The organism is Klebsiella sp. WP3-W18-ESBL-02, assembly GCF_014168815.1.
GTDB classification, from domain to species: Bacteria; Pseudomonadota; Gammaproteobacteria; order Enterobacterales; family Enterobacteriaceae; genus Kluyvera; species Kluyvera ascorbata_B.
Genome location: NZ_AP021972.1, coordinates 74,664 through 90,987, shown reverse-complemented (window position 1 = coordinate 90,987; position 16,324 = coordinate 74,664). Strand labels below are relative to the sequence as shown.

The 16,324-nt window shown below is 55.8% G+C and carries 12 protein-coding genes; 8 read left to right on the top strand and 4 right to left on the bottom strand.

From position 1 onward, the window contains the following. Positions 1-18 precede the first annotated feature (18 nt). Together H7R56_RS00400 and H7R56_RS00395 are read right to left on the bottom strand one after the other, a co-directional pair. Positions 19-1,344 (bottom strand): PTS sugar transporter subunit IIC, encoded by a 1,326-nt coding sequence (locus tag H7R56_RS00400; RefSeq protein WP_106924869.1) that lies wholly within the window; start codon positions 1,342-1,344, stop codon positions 19-21. A gap of 10 nt (positions 1,345-1,354) precedes the next feature. Further along, positions 1,355-1,669, bottom strand: coding sequence for a PTS sugar transporter subunit IIB (locus H7R56_RS00395; RefSeq protein ID WP_106924868.1), 315 nt, complete (start codon positions 1,667-1,669; stop codon positions 1,355-1,357). A gap of 176 nt (positions 1,670-1,845) precedes the next feature. Here H7R56_RS00395 and H7R56_RS00390 point away from each other — a divergent pair, with 176 nt between their 5' ends. From H7R56_RS00390 to H7R56_RS00375, 4 genes are all read left to right on the top strand, one after another. Further along, a complete protein-coding gene (locus tag H7R56_RS00390; protein WP_106924867.1) occupies positions 1,846-3,105 on the top strand; it encodes a PTS sugar transporter subunit IIC in 1,260 nt (419 codons plus the stop codon). 245 nt (positions 3,106-3,350) lie between these two features. Next, positions 3,351-4,685 carry a maltoporin gene (locus H7R56_RS00385; protein ID WP_106924866.1) on the top strand — a complete coding sequence of 445 codons (1,335 nt, stop codon included), beginning with the start codon at positions 3,351-3,353 and terminating at the stop codon, positions 4,683-4,685. Positions 4,686-4,696: 11 nt separating this feature from the next. Further along, entirely contained in the window at positions 4,697-6,889 is a 2,193-nt protein-coding gene (locus H7R56_RS00380) for a CBM35 domain-containing protein (RefSeq protein ID WP_106924865.1), read from the top strand. Positions 6,890-6,939: 50 nt separating this feature from the next. Further along, positions 6,940-8,337 carry a glycoside hydrolase family 1 protein gene (locus H7R56_RS00375; RefSeq protein WP_106924864.1) on the top strand — a complete coding sequence of 466 codons (1,398 nt, stop codon included), beginning with the start codon at positions 6,940-6,942 and terminating at the stop codon, positions 8,335-8,337. Between the two features lie 63 nt (positions 8,338-8,400). On the opposite strand, the gene H7R56_RS00370 is transcribed toward H7R56_RS00375, so the two are convergent. Further along, on the bottom strand, positions 8,401-9,072 hold the full coding sequence (locus tag H7R56_RS00370; RefSeq protein ID WP_182928447.1) for a TetR/AcrR family transcriptional regulator: 672 nt from the start codon (positions 9,070-9,072) through the stop codon (positions 8,401-8,403). A 79-nt stretch (positions 9,073-9,151) separates the two neighbouring features. Between H7R56_RS00370 and H7R56_RS00365 the strand changes: the two genes are divergently transcribed. Next, entirely contained in the window at positions 9,152-10,666 is a 1,515-nt protein-coding gene (locus tag H7R56_RS00365) for an MDR family MFS transporter (RefSeq protein ID WP_106925175.1), read from the top strand. 116 nt (positions 10,667-10,782) lie between these two features. On the opposite strand, the gene H7R56_RS00360 is transcribed toward H7R56_RS00365, so the two are convergent. After that, positions 10,783-11,199 carry a GNAT family N-acetyltransferase gene (locus H7R56_RS00360; RefSeq protein ID WP_106924862.1) on the bottom strand — a complete coding sequence of 139 codons (417 nt, stop codon included), beginning with the start codon at positions 11,197-11,199 and terminating at the stop codon, positions 10,783-10,785. Positions 11,200-11,389: 190 nt separating this feature from the next. On the opposite strand from H7R56_RS00360, the gene H7R56_RS00355 reads away from it, so the two are divergent. The 3 genes from H7R56_RS00355 to H7R56_RS00345 all read left to right on the top strand — a co-directional run bounded on the left by H7R56_RS00355 (position 11,390) and on the right by H7R56_RS00345 (position 16,323). Beyond that, entirely contained in the window at positions 11,390-11,959 is a 570-nt protein-coding gene (locus tag H7R56_RS00355; protein WP_106924861.1) for a TetR/AcrR family transcriptional regulator, read from the top strand. A 135-nt stretch (positions 11,960-12,094) separates the two neighbouring features. Next, positions 12,095-13,216: an efflux RND transporter periplasmic adaptor subunit gene (locus tag H7R56_RS00350; RefSeq protein ID WP_106924860.1), complete on the top strand. Its 1,122-nt coding sequence runs from the start codon at positions 12,095-12,097 to the stop codon at positions 13,214-13,216. Continuing rightward, a complete protein-coding gene (locus tag H7R56_RS00345; RefSeq protein ID WP_182928446.1) occupies positions 13,216-16,323 on the top strand; it encodes an efflux RND transporter permease subunit in 3,108 nt (1,035 codons plus the stop codon). Before H7R56_RS00350 ends, H7R56_RS00345 begins: the two co-directional genes overlap by 1 nt. Position 16,324 lies beyond the last annotated feature (1 nt).

Sequence of the window (16,324 nt, the reverse complement as noted above, 5' to 3'; positions counted from 1 at the left end):
ACTTTTTCTTTCAACGGATTATGCGGTTTCAGATTGCCCGACGCGGCCTGCCGTTTCGCTTTCGTGACGTTCCTGTGAAAGCAGCTGTTTCTCATAAGCCTTCAGGAACGGAAAGTACATGACGGCCGCTGTTGCCATACAAATCAGGCACATAATGATGGGGCTGAACGACCAGTTAGCGGCCCACGAGGCGCCAATCGGCGCTGGCGTCGTCCACGGTGTCATCGACACCACGCGGGAAACCAACCCGAAATCAAGAGCGAAGTAGGCCAGCGTGGCGTTAACCATCGGCACCAGTACAAACGGAATAAAGAACAGCGGGTTCATAATAATTGGCGCACCGAACAGAATCGGTTCGTTAATATTGAACAGCCCCGGGACCACCCCCATACGGCCAATGGTGCGCAGATGCACCGCTTTACTGCGCATCAGCAAAATGGCCAGCGGCAGCGTAGAACCCACGCCGCCAATCAGCAGATAGTGGTCCCAGAAGCCCTGCACGTAGATATGCGGAATGACGGTACCCGCGGCCATCGCGGCCTGGTTAACCGACAGGTTTGCCATCCAGAACGGGTTCATGATGCCGGTGACGATAAGCGCCCCGTGAATCCCGGCAAACCACAGAATCTGACACACCAGCACCGACAGCAGAATCGCCGGTAAGGTATCAGATGCAGCCACCAGCGGTTTAACCAGCGACATGATCGCTTCGGGAATGATCATCCCCAGCTGTGCTTCAATAAACAGGTTCAGCGGATGGAGCGTCAGCGCCACCGCCAGCACGGGGATCAGAATCTCGAACGAGCGCGCTACGCCAGTAGGGACTTCGGGCGGCAGGCGAATGGTGATGTTGTGGCGACGGAGGAAGGCATACAGCTCGGTGGTGTAAATCGCCACCAGCAGCGCGGTAAAAATGCCCTGACCGGAAAAATAGGCCACAGAAATCTGCCCATCTTTCAGCGGCGCAGCCACCAACAAAAAGCCCATGAGCGACAGCATTCCGGAGGTCAGCGGGTCCAGCTCATGATGTCGCGCCAGGCTGGCGGCGACCCCGACAGAAATAAATAGCGTCATAATGCCCATGCTGAAATTGAACGGCAGCATCAGACTTTCACGGTGATCGAGTGAAAATTGCAGCCAGGCACGGGCAAAGCCCCAGCTGGTATCCGGCGAGAACGGCGGAAAGATAAACACCAGCATAAATGAACCGACGATCATAAACGGCAGTGCGAGGATAAAGCCGTCACGGATAGACGTGACGTACTTTTGCTGGCCAATGGCTCCGGCCATCGGCGTGATTTTCTGTTCAATCACGCTGATTAATTTCGCGTACAGAGAGCTCATTTTTTATCCCTTAGTTATTGTTATTTATTAATGACAGGGCAAAATCTAAAACCGCACCACCTTTCTGCATGCCGTAATCCATCATGTTGATAGGCTCGACTTTGATGCCGTAGGCGTTGGCTTTCTGCTGTAAATCTTTCTGCATGTACTTCACCTGCGGCCCCAACAGCACGACCTGATAATGGCCGACCTGCTGCTCAAATTCAGCCACGCCAAAAGCCTTGATATCGACGTCCAGACCGCGTTTACCCGCCTCTTCCACCATTTTTTTAACCAGCAGACTGGTAGACATCCCAGCGGAACAGCAAAGCATGATTTTCTTCATGGAAAACTCCTGACTGAGTCATAACGATGAGCGGACTATAATCAGGAGGAAACAAAACGGAAAGCGCTTTCCATTTATGAATCCATTAAATGTGAGCGCGATCACCGGATGCAGGCTTTCACTTTGCGGGGATGTAGGCGATGATCCCGTCACCTCCGTTCGATATAAGGTTCGCCATGAACATTCAGTTTATGAATGTTGCTGTAACGCTGATTGAGCAACGCGTGACGCCTTTCGCCAATCTTTTAACCCGCAGCCAGCACATTACCGCCATGCGCGACAGCTTTGCGTTGGCCATGCCCTTTGTCATCGTAGGCAGCCTGATGGTGCCACTGATCTTCCCGCCGTTTGCCCTTAGCGGCGCTTGGTATCAGGCCATCCGCCCGATGCTGCTGCCCACTTTTGAGCTAACAATCGGCCTGATTGCGCTGATCATCGCCTTCGGTGCCAGCGCCAGCTTGGGCAAGCAGTATCAGCTCCCGGAGCGGCTGTCCGGTTTGACTGGATGCCTGGCTTTTCTGCTGTTCATTGGCTTCAAAGATAACGGCGGCAGCAACCTGTTTCTTGGCGGCATGGGAATATTTAGCGCTTTAGTTTCAAGTTTTTATTCCGTCGAGGTGATTCGATTTTTTTACCGCAAAGGCTGGTGTATTCGCCTGCCGGATGAAGTGCCGATCATGACCCGCAACGGCTTTCAGCTGCTGGCGCCGCTGCTTGTGATCATGCTCTCCATCACGGTGATGAATGCCGGGCTGAAGCTGAATACCGGCATGATTTTGCCGGAGCTCATCAGCGAAGCGCTGCGTCCACTGATCATCGCATCCGATACGCTGACCGCGCTGTTGATCTCCCTGCTTATCTGCAACGTACTGTGGTTTGTCGGGATCCACGGTGCGCTTATCGTCACCGGCATCATGAATCCATTCTGGATGACTTATCTGTTTGAAAATCAGCAGGCACTCGCGAATGGAATTACACCACTACCCCATATTTATCTGCAGGGGTTCTGGGATTTTTATCTGCTCATTGGCGGTATTGGCTCTACGCTGCCGCTGGTGTTTATGGCGCTGCGCAGCCGTTCTCGCCAGCTCAAAAGCGTAGGTAAAATTGGCCTGATCCCCTCGCTATTTAATATTAATGAGCCGATTCTTTTCGGCTTTCCGATCATACTTAACCCACTATTTTTAATACCCTTTATTGGTGTTCCACTGATTAACGCTTGCCTTGCCTGGTATCTGACACACCTTGGCGTGCTCGATCGCGCCGTGGCAATGCTACCCTGGTCAATGCCTTCACCGCTGGGTGCGGCCTGGTCGGCAAACGGCAGCTGGAAAAATATGTTTATGTGCCTGTTCGCCTTCTTCAATGCGTGGATGATATACCGTCCGTTTTTCAACGTTTATGAACGGCAACTGGCGGAATCTGAATCCCGCTAATCGATCTCTTTCACAGTTTTTCTCTTGCCAGCGCCATGCAAGCGCTGGCTTTTTTTTAGCTCTCAGAGAAAAAGTCGATCAACATCACGCTTTCAAGTGAACAATCTCCGGATCTGTGATTTGATCCGGCAATTATGGAAAGCGCTTTCCGTTTACGGATGTACATTTCCATTTTTGAACCGTAAATTTCCCATCGCATTAACAAAAGCGCTATTGCGTACAAAAATAAAAGGGAAAAGCGAACAATGAAACGACTTAACCGATTGATACCTCTGGCTATACTGATCAACATCGCCACAAGCGGTCTGGCACATGCAGAAAAATATGACTTTCAGCTCCACGGCTATATGCGCTCTGGCATCCTGGCAAACTCGGATGGCAACCGCGTCGATTCCGTCGGGTTGATGCCGGACGGGAAATGGCGTCTGGGCAACGAAGAAGACACCAAAATTGAGTTGATACCGACCGTTACCCTGAAGTCTGACTCCGGTGCGGTGGCAAAAATTCAGGCCAATATCACTCACCAGAGCAAATGCACCTCTGACTGGAACTGCCAGGATGACGATGGCCACGACGTGCAGTTCCGGGAAGGGTATGCCGAGCTAAGCAACCTCGACTTCGCACCGGAAATGACCTTCTGGGGCGGCAAACGTTACAGCAGCTCCAACACCTCCAGCCACCAGTTTGACTGGGAGTACATTCAGTACAACGGGACCGGCGGTGGCTTCGACAACATGGATTTGGGCTTCGCGCGCTTCGACGCCGGGGTTTACGCCTTCTCACCGACCGATGAAACCAAAGCCTACCCTGTCGATAAAGGCGATCAGGGCTACCCGGACGACTATTCGCTTAACCTGTGGTTTAAAAAGATCGCCGGCACAGGTCTGGATCTTGAGCTGATCGGCCACCGCATGAACCGCAACGAAAACCACCCGACTTCCGCAGAGAAAGGCTACGGCGTAACCGGCGTCTATAACTTTGACGGTTTCTGGGGTCTGACGGGCGGCTATTCCAAACTGGTGATGCAATATGGACGCGGTCTGGCGGCAGGCGACTCGCTGGGCAAAAACGGCTGGGGCTGGGCCAATCTTGAAGACACCCAGTCATGGCGTATCGTGCTCGACAGCCTGGCATCTATGGGGAACGTCGAAGTCTCAACCTTTGCCTACTTGCAGAAGGATAAAAACTACCGCTGGTGGAGCAGCGACGACAACGGCTGGGGCCGCACCAGCTGGGTTGCCGGAATTCGTCCGTATCATCAAATCACCAAAAACTTCGCCATGCAGTACGAGCTGGGATATGAGTACCTCGATGATGACAACTACAAGGGCGTCAACGGTAAAGGCAAAGGCGGGCTGACTAAAATCACCGTTGCGCCAACGCTGACCTTCGACTCTGGCTTCTGGAGCCGCCCACAGCTTCGCTTCTTTGTCACTTACGCCAAATGGGATAAAGGTGTTTCCGACGCGCTCGATGGTAACTACAACTGGAATACCAACACTATCGATGCTGGTGGATACAGCCGCAGTGGCGACACCGACACGGTGAACTTTGGCGTGCAGGCGGAAGTCTGGTTCTAAGGAGAGAGACGATGAAAATGCCCGTCAGAAAGTCACTGCTGATGTTCGTTATTGCCTCGCTAAGCAGCGCGGGTGCCATGGCGGCACAGCAATCGCACTTTGAAAACTTTATCACGCGCCAGGGCGCACAGCTAATGGACGGCAAGCAAGAATTCCGCTTCGCCGGCATTCACGCACCGGAGCTGCATCGTATTGAAAACGACGCCCGCGGCGTGTGTAAAGCCGATCCGCGCGGCTGGGGCCAGTACTTTAAATGGCCGACGCCGGAGGAACAGGAGAACTGGATTAAAGCCATCGTGCAAACGGGAGCAAAAGCCCAGCGCGTCTATGTACTTTCCGTACAGCAGGAGAGCGATGAAGCCTGCGAGCGCGAAACGCACATCCTGGCTCCGACAACATCGGACGGTATGCCACGCCTGAATGAGAAGGCGATGGTGGTATACGACAACATGATTGCTGAAGCTGACAAACAGGGTCTGCGACTGATTTTGCCGTTTATCGATCACTGGTGGTGGTGGGGAGGTCGGGAGCAACTGGCGGCCTTCTACCATGAAAAACCGGAAGATTTTTACCGCACAGACAGCCAGACCTACAAAGCGTATCTCGATGTGATTCGTCAGGTGATTACCCGGACCAACACCATTACCGGGCGCCCATACTATGACGAAAAAGCCATTATGGCCTGGGAAACCGGCAACGAACTGGAGGATACCAATGAAGAATTCCTCAGGCAGACGGCAGCATGGATTAAAAAACTCGCGCCGCATCAGCTGGTCGTTGACGGTACTTATAAGAAAATCAACGCGTTCTCCGTAAACGATCCCAATGTCGATATCGTCAGCAACCACTACTACACCAACGCCGGTAATAACCATCCGGATCAGGTGAAGAAAGACCTGACCGCTATCGGCGGCAAGAAAGTGTATCTGGTCGGTGAGTTTGGCCTGCTCGATAGCAAAGCACTGAACGACATAATGCAGTCAATTGTGCATACCGAGGTCAACGGCGCCAAAGCGGCGGGAGGATTCATATGGGGCTTCCGCGGCCATCGTCACGACGGCGGTTTCTACTGGCATAAAGAGTACACCGGCCACTATAGCTACCATCTGCCAGGCTTCCCGCAGGGGGATGGGAATCAGGAAACGGCGGTGGTTAACCTGGTGCGCACCGCTGCCGCGCAAATGGCGGGAGAGGAAAAAATGGCCCCATTGCCTGCGCCGGATGCGCCGAAGCTGCGCGCAACGACTTCGCCGTTCGCCATTAACTGGATGGGTGCCGCCGTCGGCCGCAGCTATGACGTAGAACGCGCGGAGTCGAAAACCGGTCCGTGGACCGTCGTTGGGCACAATATTTCTGATGGCATGCAGGAATGGAACCCGGCAACCATGGATCTGTTCAGCGATGACTATGCCTCGCTCACGCTTGGTAAAACCTATTACTACCGGGTTATCGCAAAAAATGAATCGGGACAGTCCACGCCATCCAATGTTATTGGCGTCACCCATACGCAGAAAAACCACGCACCGGTCATTACGCTTAGCGACAAGGCAACCACTACGCAAAATAACGGGCTGAGCCTCAATGCGCAGTGGCAGGATGACAATTTGCCGTCACGCAAGGTCAGCGAGAAATGGACCAGCACCGGTAAAAAACGCGCGCATTTCTGCCATGCGGATAAGGCCGCTACGCGCGCCTGGTTCCCGACGCCGGGCACCTACCAACTGACGTTTACCGCCGACGATGGTCTGCTGAAAAGCAGCAAAACGATGACCGTTGACGTCACGACCGCCACGGCACCAGCGCCCGCGGATTTCTGCCATTTTGACAGCCAGCCACTGGGTCTTTCGCAGAGCCAGAAAACGGTGATCAAGAGCGCGGAAAATGAACTGACAACCGGTGAAGATGGCTTCCTCGGTCCCTTTGCTAACGATGGCGATAAAGTCAGTTGGCAGGTTGTCGCGCCGTGGGACGGCCATTACCAGCTGCACCTCGACTTCAATGCAAAATGGGGCACTAAGAAAAACTCGGTGCAAATCAACAGTGACAAACCGATTCAGATTGAGTTTCCGCAAACCGACGAACACGGCCAGCGCTTAACTCTGTCGGTGCATCTTAAACAGGGTGAAAACACCATTAGCCTGGGGAAATTCCCTGGTGATTGGGGTTATGTTTTTATTAAAGCCATTCAGGTGAAGGCTGAGTAGCGATTTGCTGCGCCGCCAGCGGCGCAGTTTTTTATTTTTCAGGAGATTAAATGACCACTTATGCGTTTCCAAACCACTTCTTCTGGGGCGCGGCCGCCTCTGGCCCGCAAACTGAAGGCGCAGAAGGCAAGCCTCATCGTTCTATCTGGGACAGCTGGCACGCCGCGCAGCCGGAGCGTTTCTACCGGGAAATTGGTCCCGGGACGGTCTGCAATACGCTGCATCGTTACAAAGAAGACGTCGCGTTGATGAAGCATATTGGCTTCAATTCATTTCGCACCTCCATTCAGTGGTCCCGTCTGATTGACGATCTGGAAACCGGTGAACCGAATGCAGAAGCGGTACGCTTCTATAACGCCTATTTCGACGAAATGATCGCCAACGGCATCGAACCGATGGTCAACCTCTATCATTTTGATATGCCGGAGGGTTTGCAAAATCGCTACGGTGGGTTCGAGTCAAAACACGTTACCGATCTGTTCGCCCGCTTTGCCGCCACGGCGTTTCGCCTGTTCGGCCATAAAATAAAATACTGGATCACCTTCAACGAGCCGATTGTGCCGGTCGAAGGCGGCTATCTGTACGACTTCCACTACCCATGCAAAAAGGACGGCAAGCTGGCCGCGCAGGTGGCGTTCAACATCATGCTGGCACACGCGAAAGCGGTGCAATGCTACCGTGAACAGCAGTTGCCGGGTGAAATCGGCGTGGTGCTGAACCTGACGCCATCCTATACCCGCAGCGACTCAGCGGAAGATAAAAAAGCGGCGTGGTACGCCGATTTGTTGTTCAACCGCAGCTTCCTCGACCCACTGGTGAAACACCAGTTCCCGAAGGAACTGTGTGAACTGCTGGCGCTACATAACTGCCTGCCGGAAACCAGCAAAGAAGAGGTTTCGCTGATTACCGACTCGCGCATCGACTTCCTCGGCGTGAACTACTACGTGCCGCGTCGCGTACAGGCGCGCGAAACGCCGTACACCCTCGACTATTTCTCGCCGGAGTATTACTTCGAAAACTACGTAGACCCGCACGGCCGCTTCAATCCGTACCGCGATAACAACGAAATTCACCCGCAGGCAATTTACGACATTGCCGCCAATATCCGCGACAATTACGGCAATATTAAGTGGTATCTCGCCGAAATCGGTATCGCGATGGATCTGCAATCCGAAGGCCCGGTGCAGGCGGACGGCGTGATTGACGATGGTTTCCGTATTGGCCTGATGGAAGAGCATCTGGTGCAGCTACACCGCGCGATCGCCGACGGGGCAAACTGTTTCGGCGTGCATCAGTGGACATTCATCGACAACTGGTCGTGGCTTAATTCGTTCAAGCGCCGCTACGGGTTCTACCGTCTCGATCTTGAAACCGGAGAGCGGCAGATTAAGCGCAACGGACTGTGGTTTAAAGCGTTGGCGGAAAGTAACCAGTTCAGCCTCAGGTAGGCCGGATAAGACGTTTATGCCGCCATCCGGCAATGTGCCGTATCGTGCCCGATGGCGCTCCGCTTATCGGGCCGACGAACCACACGACGCCGGGCCAATCCCCTGCAACAGCACCGCAAGCGCGTTGCTGACAATTTGCTCTGGTGTCAGCATCGCCAATCGCTCGTCGTTACGCATCCGGGAAAACGGCACCAGCACCAGGCTTAATAGCGTGGTGAACAGCAGCTCCGCGCTCAGGTGCGGGTTGATTTTCCCCTCGGCCTGCCAGCGTTTCACCATCGCCAACGTGGCGTGATATTTGTCGTCACCAAAACGCTCGTGTAAATGCTGGCGCAGCACCGGCATCTCGCCAATGACTTCCTGCATCCACAGCGGGGCAAACCATTCATACTGCGCCGCGATGGCCGCCAGCGTTCTGACCATTTCAGTCAGCGCCTTCACCGGTTCATCGGGATAATCGCCAAACACACCGCTGATTCTGGCGCGTAGCGGCAAAAACCGCTCTTCGATCATCACATCGAGCAATTGCTCTCGTGAATTGAAGTAGTAGTGCAGCATCGCCGGCGTGACTCCCGCCTCCCGGGCAATCGCGTTCAGCGACGTGCGCGCAATGCCCTGCTGAGAAAACAGACGCAGCGCAATATTGATAAGCTGTTCGCGGTTCGCGGTATTCGGCTTACTGCCGCGCGGACGCCCAGGCTTACGCGGTTTGAGATTGTCTTTTTGTGCTGGCATAGAAACGGGATCCCTTGACCACTTAACGATCTTCAATAAATATTAATTATGCATTTAATTAATTTCAAGTGAGAACATGATGGCGTCCGATACAACGACGAACGCACAGCCCGTGCAACCGACTGGCGTCACCTCAATCCGTTTGCTGTTCAGCGCGCTGCTGTTGGTGATGCTGCTCTCCGCGCTCGACCAGACCATTGTCTCGACCGCGCTGCCGACCATTGTCGGCGAGCTGGGCGGCCTCGACAAGCTGTCGTGGGTGGTCACGGCTTACATCCTGACTTCCACGATTGTGGTACCGCTGTACGGCAAGTTTGGCGATCTGTTTGGCCGCAAGCGGGTGCTACAAATCGCGATCGTGCTGTTTCTCGTGGGTTCCGCACTGTGCGGGCTGGCGCAAAATATGACCCAGTTGGTACTCATGCGTGCGCTGCAAGGACTGGGCGGCGGCGGGCTGATGGTCATTAGCATGGCGGCCGTGGCCGACGTCATTCCGCCCGCCGAACGCGGGCGCTATCAGGGGCTATTCGGCGGCGTGTTTGGCCTGGCGACGGTTATCGGCCCGCTGATTGGCGGCTTTATTGTCCAGCACGCCTCGTGGCGCTGGATTTTCTACATCAACCTGCCGCTGGGGCTGTTCGCGCTGTTTGTCATCGGTGCCGTATTCCACTCCAGCAACAAACGCAGCCAGCATGAAATCGACTGGCTGGGCGCGCTGTACCTGACGATGGCGCTGGTGAGCATCATCCTGTTTACGACCGAAGGCGGCACGGTTCGCGCCTGGAGCGACCCGCAGCTCTGGTGCATCCTCGCCTTTGGGCTTATCGGCATTGCCGGGTTTATTTATGAGGAACGGCTGGCGTGGGAGCCGATAATCCCGCTGTCGCTGTTCCGCAATCGTAGCTTCCTGCTGTGCAGCTTGATTGGCTTTATCATCGGTATGTCGCTGTTTGGCTCGATCACCTTCCTGCCGCTTTACCTGCAGGTGGTGAAGAACGCCACGCCAACCGAGGCCGGGCTGCAATTAATTCCGCTGATGGGCGGGTTACTGCTGACCTCGATTATCAGCGGTAGAGCGATTAGCCGTACCGGAAAATATCGCCTCTATCCGATTGTTGGCACGCTGATGGGCTTTATTGGCATGCTGTTGCTAACGCGGATTACCCTGACCTCGCCGACCTGGCAGCTGTATCTGTTTACCGCCGTGCTGGGTATGGGTCTTGGGCTGGTGATGCAGGTGCTAGTGCTGGCGGTACAAAACTCGGTCAGCGCGAACCTCTACGGCGTCGCCACCTCCGGGGTCACGCTATTCCGCTCGATTGGCGGTTCCATTGGCGTGGCGCTGTTTGGCGCGGTGTTTACCTCGGTGCTGCAATCACGGCTGACCAGCCTGTTACCGGAAGGGGCGGCTATTCCTCCGGGGATGAACCCGGTGGCCATTCACCAGCTTCCTGAGGCCATTCGCACGGATTACCTCACCGCATTCGGTTCGGCGATTCACGCGGCGTTTATGATGGCGGCCTGCATTATGGTGCTGGCTTTCGCGCTGTCGTGGTTGTTAAAAGAAGCGCCGCTGAAAACCGGGCGCGAGTAGCCGATGCCGGATGGCGGCTACGCCTTATCCGGCCTACTCCGTTTTGTAGACCGGATAAACACCATCCCCCCGCACCGTCCCGTAGGCCGGATAAGCGCAGCGCCATCCGGCAACGCTCACAGCGTTTTCGTCAGGTAATGGCGCTGCATTCCCGTCAGCGGGAAATCGTCCAGCGTCGTTTTCAGCGTATAACCCTGCTTCTGATAAAACGGCAGCGCCTGGAAGCTAATGGTATCCACCAGCGCATATTTGCAGCCTTTCTCGCGCGCAAGATCCCCTGCACGCTTGATAATCTCGCTGCCGACCCCTTCACCGCGCACGGTGTCACACACCCACAGATAGTCGATGCTGAGCCAGTCGCCTTTACGCTGGCCTATCAGGCCGCCGCGCATCACTTCCTGTTCATCGCGCAGGTATACGCAAATATCGCCCCATCCGGTGGCATCGATAAACTGGCGGTTATAGGCACGTAGCCCGGTGATTAACTCGTCTTTATCTTCCTGCGTAATAATTTCTTTAATAACAAAAGGCATATCTTCTCCATTATTTTTATTGTCTTCCCTTATTTATTTCACAAAAAATTCTTTTTTTCTCCATTATTTTTTGTACCAATTAAAAAAGAAAAAATGGCATGAAGAAAATGCTTCTCATCATGCGCGAGCTACGTATAATGGGCAAAAACGAGAACGATCATTCTCACTCTTAACCCTCACGGAGACGCGCATGACCAGCAAGCTGGAAGCCAGGCAAAAAGCCCGCCAGGACGATATCATCGCCGCTGCCCGCCGCTGCTTTCGCAACAGCGGTTTTCACGCTGCCAGCATGTCGCAAATTGCCGCTGAAGCGAAGCTCAGCGTCGGGCAAATCTACCGTTATTTCAGTAACAAAGATGCCATTATTGAAGAGATGATCCGCCGGATTATCGACCACCGCATCGCCGAGATGGAAGGCAAAACCCAGACCCATCTGATGCCGCACATGCTGGCGTGGCGCATGACGCTGAGCGAAGATGACGATGCGCTGATGCTGGAGATGTCCGCTGAAGCCACCCGTAATCCGCAGGTTGCCGCCTGGCTGCAAGAGGCCGATGAGCGCATGTTTAACAACGCCTGCGAGCATCTGCGCAAAGCCTATCCCGCGCTGAGCGAAACGCGTATTCGCTGCTGCGTCGAGGTCATGGCGGTGATGGTGGAAGGCACCATTTATCGTCGTCAGATCCCCCAACAGGTGGCCTCTGACGAAATGGAAAAAATCTATCAGGAAATTATTAATATGCTCGTCACTGCAAAATAATTAATTTCATTTAGAAACCAGGGGATATTTCATCCCCCTTTTGTTGTTTCCGGACCTCCGGAGACGCAGGCTTTTTCGCACCTGTCATTCTCCCCCCTATTGGGCGAGAAGGGTGTCGTTCACCCTGAGAAAAATATGAAATACATCACAACCACCATCGCTGCATTATTTCTCCTGAGCGGATGCGATAATGCCCCCACCGCCTCTCCAGAACGTCCGGCACAGGAAGTCGGCATCGTTACATTAAAAAGCCAACCCGTTTCTGTGGTCAGCTCGCTGACCGGACGCACGGCCGCCGCCGCCAGCGCGGAAGTTCGCCCGCAGGTTTCCGGTATCATCCAGAAACGGCTTTTTAATGAGGGCGATGACGTTAAAGCAGGCCAGGCGCTGTACCAGATTGACCCAGCCAGCTTCCGCGCCGCTTACAATGAAGCCGCCGCCGCGCTGAAGCAGGCGCAGGCGCTGGTTGTCGCCGACTGCCAGAAGGCGCAGCGTTATGCGGCACTGGTCAAGGATAACGGCGTTTCACGCCAGGACGCCGACGACGCGCAGTCGACCTGCGCGCAGGACAAAGCCAGCGTCGAGTCCAAAAAAGCGGCGCTCGAGAGCGCGCGCATTAACCTTAACTGGACCACCGTCAGCGCCCCTATTGCCGGGCGCATCGGTATCTCCTCCGTCACGCCGGGCGCGCTGGTCACCGCCGAGCAAACCACGGCGCTGGCAACCATTCGTGGCCTGGATACCATGTACGTCGATCTTACCCGCTCCAGCGTCGACCTGCTGCGTCTGCGTAAGCAGTCGCTGGCGGCCAATAGCGATACGCTCGGCGTCACCCTGCAGCTTGAAGACGGCAGCACCTACGGCGAAAAAGGCCGCCTGGCGCTGACCGAAGTCGCCGTCGACGAATCCACCGGGTCGGTGACCCTGCGCGCCGTGTTCCCCAATACGCATCATCAGCTGCTGCCGGGTATGTTCGTACGAGCCAAAGTGGATGAAGGCATCATGAACGATGCCATTCTGGCGCCACAGCAGGGTGTCACCCGCGACGCAAAGGGCAACGCCACCGCGCTGGTGGTCACCGCCGACAACAAGGTCGAGCAGCGTGCGCTGGAAACCGGCGACACCTATGGCGACAAATGGCTGGTGCTCAATGGCCTGAAAGCGGGCGATAAGCTGATCGTCGAAGGGACGGCGAAAGTCGCCGTCGGCCAGCAGGTGAAACCGGTTGAAGTGAAAGCTAACGGAGGAAACGCCTGATGTTTGCCCGTTTCTTCGTGCGTCGCCCGGTCTTCGCCTGGGTTATCGCCATCCTGATTATGCTGGCCGGGATGCTGGCCATCAAAACGTTGCCGGTCGCGCAATACCCGAACGTCGCGCCGCCATCCATTAAAATTTCCGCCACCTACACCGGTGCGTCGGCACAAACGCTGGAAAACAGCGTCACCCAGGTCATTGAACAGCAGCTGACCGGGCTGGATAACCTGCTCTACTTCACCTCCACCAGCAGCTCCGACGGTTCGGTCAGTATCAACGTCACCTTTGAGCAAGGGACCGACCCGGATACCGCGCAGGTGCAGGTGCAGAACAAAGTGCAGCAGGCCGAATCCCGCCTGCCGAGCGAAGTGCAGCAGTCCGGCGTGACGGTGGTGAAATCCCAGAGCAACTTCTTGCTGATCATGGGGGTTTACGACAAAACCGATAAAGCCAGCAGCTCCGACATCGCCGACTGGCTGGTGAGCAATATGCAGGACCCGATGGCCCGTCTCGACGGCGTCGGCAGCCTGCAAGTGTTCGGCGCGGAATACGCCATGCGCATCTGGATGGATCCGGCGAAGCTGGCCTCCTATTCGCTGATGCCGTCCGACGTACAAAGCGCGATTGAAGCGCAGAACGTGCAGGTTTCCGCCGGTAAAATCGGCGCCCTGCCGTCGCCGGACACCCAGCAGCTGACCGCCACCGTGCGCGCGCAGTCGCGTCTGCAAACCGTCGACCAGTTCAAAGACATCATCATTAAAAGCCAGTCCAACGGCGCGGTGGTGCGCGTCGGTGACGTCGCCCGCGTCGAGATGGGCAGTGAAGACTACACCGCTGTCGCCAAATTGAACGGACACCCGGCCGCCGGTATGGCGGTAATGCTAGCGCCGGGGGCTAACGCCCTGAGCACCGCGACGCTGGTGAAGGATAAAATCAACGAGTACAAACGCAACATGCCGCAGGGCTACGATGTTGCATACCCGAAAGACAGCACTGAATTTATCAAGATCTCCGTCGAAGATGTGGTGAAAACGCTGTTTGAAGCCATCTTCCTCGTGGTCTGCGTGATGTATCTGTTCCTGCAAAACATCCGCGCGACGCTTATCCCCGCGCTGGCGGTGCCGGTGGTGCTGCTCGGCACGTTTGGCGTGCTGGCGCTATTCGGTTACTCAATCAATACCCTGACGCTGTTCGCCATGGTGCTGGCGATAGGGCTGCTGGTCGATGACGCCATCGTGGTGGTAGAAAACGTCGAGCGTATTATGCGCGACGAAGGGCTACCCGCCCGGGAAGCGACCGAAAAATCGATGGGCGAAATCTCCGGAGCGCTGGTCGCCATTGCGCTGGTGCTGTCCGCCGTGTTCCTGCCGATGGCCTTCTTTGGCGGTTCCACCGGGGTGATTTACCGTCAGTTCTCGGTCACCATTATCTCGGCAATGATGCTCTCCGTGGTGGTGGCGTTAACCCTTACGCCCGCACTGTGCGGCTCAATCCTGCAACATACGCCGCCGCACAAAAAAGGATTTTTCGGCGCATTTAACCGCTTTTATGCCTCTACTGAACGTAAATACAAGCACCGAGTGCTCAATACTCTGAGCCGCTCCGGGCTGGTTATGGTGGTCTATTTAGCCATCTGCGGCGGCATGGCGCTGGCGATGTGGAAACTGCCGGGGAGCTTCCTGCCGGTGGAAGACCAGGGCGAGATCATGGTGCAGTACACTCTGCCCGCCGGGGCCACAAACTCACGTACCGCCGAGGTCAGCAAGCAGGTAACCGACTGGTTCCTCAACAAAGAGAAAGCCAACACCGACGTTATCTTCACGGTTAACGGCTTTAGCTTTAGCGGCAGCGGGCAGAACGCCGGCATGGCCTTCGTCTCACTGAAAAACTGGTCCGAGCGTAAAGGCGCGGAAAATACCGCGCAGGCCATTGCCCTACGCGCCACCAAAGAGCTGGGGGCGATTCGCGATGCCACGCTGTTTGCGATGACGCCACCGTCGGTGGACGGCCTCGGCCAAAGCAACGGCTTTACCTTTGAACTGATGGCCAGCGGCGGCACCGACCGTGCCGAGCTGCTGAAAATGCGCGATCAGCTGATTGGCCAAGCCAATCAGGATGCCACTCTGCACGCCGTGCGCGCCAACGATATGCCGCAAACACCACAGCTACAGGTGGATATCGATAACAACAAAGCCGTGTCGCTGGGGCTGTCGCTGAGCGACGTCACCTCAACGCTCTCCAGCGCCTGGGGTGGTACCTACGTGAACGACTTTATCGACCGCGGACGCGTGAAAAAAGTCTATATCCAGGGCGATAGCGACTCTCGCGCCTCACCGTCCGATCTCGGAAAATGGTTCGTGCGCGGCAGCGATAACAGCATGACGCCGTTCTCCGCTTTTGCCACGACCCGCTGGGAATACGGCCCGGAAAGCCTGGTGCGCTACAACGGCGCGGCGGCCTATGAAATCCAGGGCGAAAACGCCACCGGCGCCAGTTCCGGTACCGCGATGACCACCATGGAAAACCTGGCCAATAACCTGCCGGCGGGCTCCACCTGGGCCTGGAGCGGACTGTCGTTGCAGGAAAAACTGGCCAGCGGCCAGGCGATGAGCCTGTATGCCATTTCCATTCTGGTGGTGTTCCTGTGCCTGGCGGCGCTGTATGAAAGCTGGTCGGTGCCAATTTCGGTCATCATGGTTATCCCGCTCGGCCTGCTGGGCGCGGCGCTGGCCGCATGGATGCGTGACCTGAGCAATGATGTCTACTTCCAGGTGGCGCTATTAACCACCATCGGGCTGTCATCGAAAAACGCCATTCTGATCGTCGAGTTCGCCGAAGCCGCGGTGGCGGAGGGCTATTCGCTTTCCCGCGCTGCGCTGCGTGCAGCGCAGACCCGTTTGCGTCCGATCATCATGACCTCGCTGGCGTTTATCGCCGGGGTCATGCCGCTAGCGGTGGCGACCGGTGCGGGTGCTAACAGCCGTATTGCCATCGGTACCGGGATTATCGGCGGGACGCTTACGGCAACCCTGCTGGCAATTTTCTTTGTTCCTCTGTTCTTTGTGCTGGTGAAACGTCTGTTCGCCGGTAAACGCAGCCGTCTGGAGTAAG